Source organism: Magnetospirillum sp. UT-4 (assembly GCF_902729435.1).
Taxonomy (GTDB): Bacteria; Pseudomonadota; Alphaproteobacteria; order Rhodospirillales; family Magnetospirillaceae; genus Magnetospirillum.
In genome coordinates this window covers 1-2,145 of sequence record NZ_CACVCG010000110.1, presented here as the reverse complement: position 1 = coordinate 2,145, position 2,145 = coordinate 1, and the positions used below count along the sequence as shown (strand labels likewise).

The 2,145-nt window shown below is 61.0% G+C and carries 3 protein-coding genes and 2 pseudogenes; 1 reads left to right on the top strand and 4 read right to left on the bottom strand.

The genetic code is table 11. The features are described from left to right. On the top strand, positions 1-171 hold a 171-nt coding region (locus tag MTBUT4_RS14425; RefSeq protein ID WP_173980393.1), incomplete at its 5' end, for a transposase domain-containing protein. Positions 172-508: 337 nt separating this feature from the next. On the opposite strand, the pseudogene MTBUT4_RS14420 reads toward MTBUT4_RS14425, so the two are convergent. The 4 genes and pseudogenes from MTBUT4_RS14420 to MTBUT4_RS14405 form a co-directional block, all read right to left on the bottom strand. Next, positions 509-646 (bottom strand): annotated as a pseudogene (locus MTBUT4_RS14420) (IS3 family transposase); the annotation flags it as partial. A gap of 38 nt (positions 647-684) precedes the next feature. After that, entirely contained in the window at positions 685-1,017 is a 333-nt protein-coding gene (locus MTBUT4_RS14415) for a hypothetical protein (RefSeq protein ID WP_173980392.1), read from the bottom strand. A gap of 82 nt (positions 1,018-1,099) precedes the next feature. Continuing rightward, positions 1,100-1,438: an MbcA/ParS/Xre antitoxin family protein gene (locus MTBUT4_RS14410; RefSeq protein WP_254434874.1), complete on the bottom strand. Its 339-nt coding sequence runs from the start codon at positions 1,436-1,438 to the stop codon at positions 1,100-1,102. A gap of 108 nt (positions 1,439-1,546) precedes the next feature. After that, positions 1,547-2,145: pseudogene (locus MTBUT4_RS14405) on the bottom strand (chemotaxis protein CheY); the annotation flags it as partial.

Below are 2,145 nucleotides of genomic sequence, written 5' to 3'. Positions count from 1 at the left end.
GGCGCCTCCATGTACAGCCTCATCGTCACCGCCAAGATGAACGACATCGATCCGCAAGCCTGGCTGGCCGATGTCCTTGCACGGATCGCGGGTCACCCCGCCAGCCGCATCGACGAGCTCCTGCCCTGGAACTGGCGGAACGCCAACCCGGCCTCCGCCGTCGCCGCCTGACGCCGCCCCCCCCTGCGTCCTTCACCGGATGGATACGATGCTCCAGGGCTCATTGCCATCGATCCATGGACTCCTCATGGACTCAATGAGGCACAAAATGTAGCGGGACGGCGCGACAGGGAGAGCGCGTTCGATATGGGCTATCGCTTTGATATGGTGGAAAAAAAGCGAATACCTGAGGGGCGTGTGGAAATGCTGAGAAACACAAAATATGGGTCTCATAACCTGAAGGTCACAGGTTCAAATCCCGTCCCCGCAACAAAAATTATCAACGAAAACAATGATCAAGGCCACCTTCGGGTGGCCTTTTTCGTGTGCCATGCGCCGTTCGGCCCCCATCCGCGATCACTTCTTTCTGGTCGCGTATCTCGCGGCGCAGGTTCTGGACTTCGCCGGCGCTGGCTTGGCGCGCTGTGTCGCCTGACAGCCGCATCTTGCCCGCCTCCAGGAATTCCTTGGACCAGCTGTAATATAGTCAGACCCCCTCAACTCCCGCCTTACCGCATTCGCAGGTCAGTGCGAAATCTTTATGCCAAGACGCTGACCGCCCCGCATGACGGCATTGCGGATACGGCGCAGTCCGGTGATGGTCGCATGTTCGGCCCCCGCCATGTGGCGAAACACGCGATAGGCCCGCCGCCGCCCCGGCCCCGAACCGATCTGGGTATAGGTCTTGAAGCGGACATTGCGGACCATGCGGCGACCAATGCGGGTGCGCAGGAAGGCCAGCAGCAATCCATTCTTCGCGAGCCAAGCGACGAAAAATACCATCGCGTGGGCAAACAGCCCCTTAAGGATGGCGCCCAGCAAAAGCAGCAGAACTCCGGCGATGACGGCCGTCATCATGGCAACACCTCAATCCTGGGAACGCGCGCCCCGTAGCGGTATGGCGGGTGGGCGGAAGGGTGGGGCATACCTAGACCCACGGTTAATTGCTGAACAGGTATTGCTCGTCGATCTTGTGCAACGCCTCTTCGATCTGGGTGGCGGTGGATTCGTGTTCCGCCAGTTGCAGGATGGAACGGCCCTGAAAGTCGGGCTGTGGCTGGGTCAGCCATATGCGCGCCTTTGCCTCGTCGCCGAAAACATGATTGGCCAGAACGGTCAGCCGTTGGATACTGCGCTTCACCACCTCGTCGCGAGAAGCCTGCGCCTCGCCTTGCCGCGTCCCTTCACCCACCAGCAACGCTCGGATGCGGTTGGTGATTTCGGCTAGGTTTGCTTCTCGATCATCGGTCATGATGGTGGGGTCGATGGATGCCCGCATGTGACACGGCGCTCGGCCTCCGCCTATGGGGGCTCGGCCTGGGCCAGAGTATGGGAATCGTCTTCACGCCCGCAAGTGGATTTCAGCCCTCAGGATCCAGGGGAGCCATCACGCGGGGGCGCCTAATCTTCGGGCGGAATCGAAATGCGGCAGACGGAGGTGCTGATCGCTGATCGAGTTGACCTGAAGGACGATGTTCTCGCCCATAAGCAACTGGCTCCGGATGTCCTCGGGCAGCTTCTCCGCCCCGCCGACGACACTGGCCAGCAGGCTCGCGTGGTCCATCTTCGCCTTTAGTATGTTGCCGATATTCATGGGGACCCCGGTTTGGCCGGAAATGATGCTGTTGCCGATGCGTATTACCTGCTCGATCGCGGTACGCACCAGAGATTCAGCGCTGCCGATCAGCAGTTTGTGGATGAATTGCAGCTTCGCAACGTCGTTGGCCGAACATCCGGACGCCTCGATGTGCAACTGCGCCAGTAACATGAGGTTAATCAGGCGCTCCTGCGCGTCGACAAGCAGTTCATGGTGAGCGGCGTCGTTGCTACCGGGCGCGTTGTTGCGCCGCCGCGCCAGTAATTGCTCGACCATGCGTGCGGTCACGAACGCCTTGTCGATGATGGCCGAGGCGCGATAGCTTTCGCCGTTGTCGGCTTGCACGACGGATGCGGGGGCGGATGCGGGGGCGGATGCGGGGGGGGGCG

Bases quoted from the DNA above. Each gene is read 5' to 3' on its own strand.
- MTBUT4_RS14410 (WP_254434874.1), bottom strand. From the start codon at position 1,438: ATGCGGGCATCCATCGACCCCACCATCATGACCGATGATCGAGAAGCA.
- MTBUT4_RS14415 (WP_173980392.1), bottom strand. From the start codon at position 1,017: ATGATGACGGCCGTCATCGCCGGAGTTCTGCTGCTTTTGCTGGGCGCC.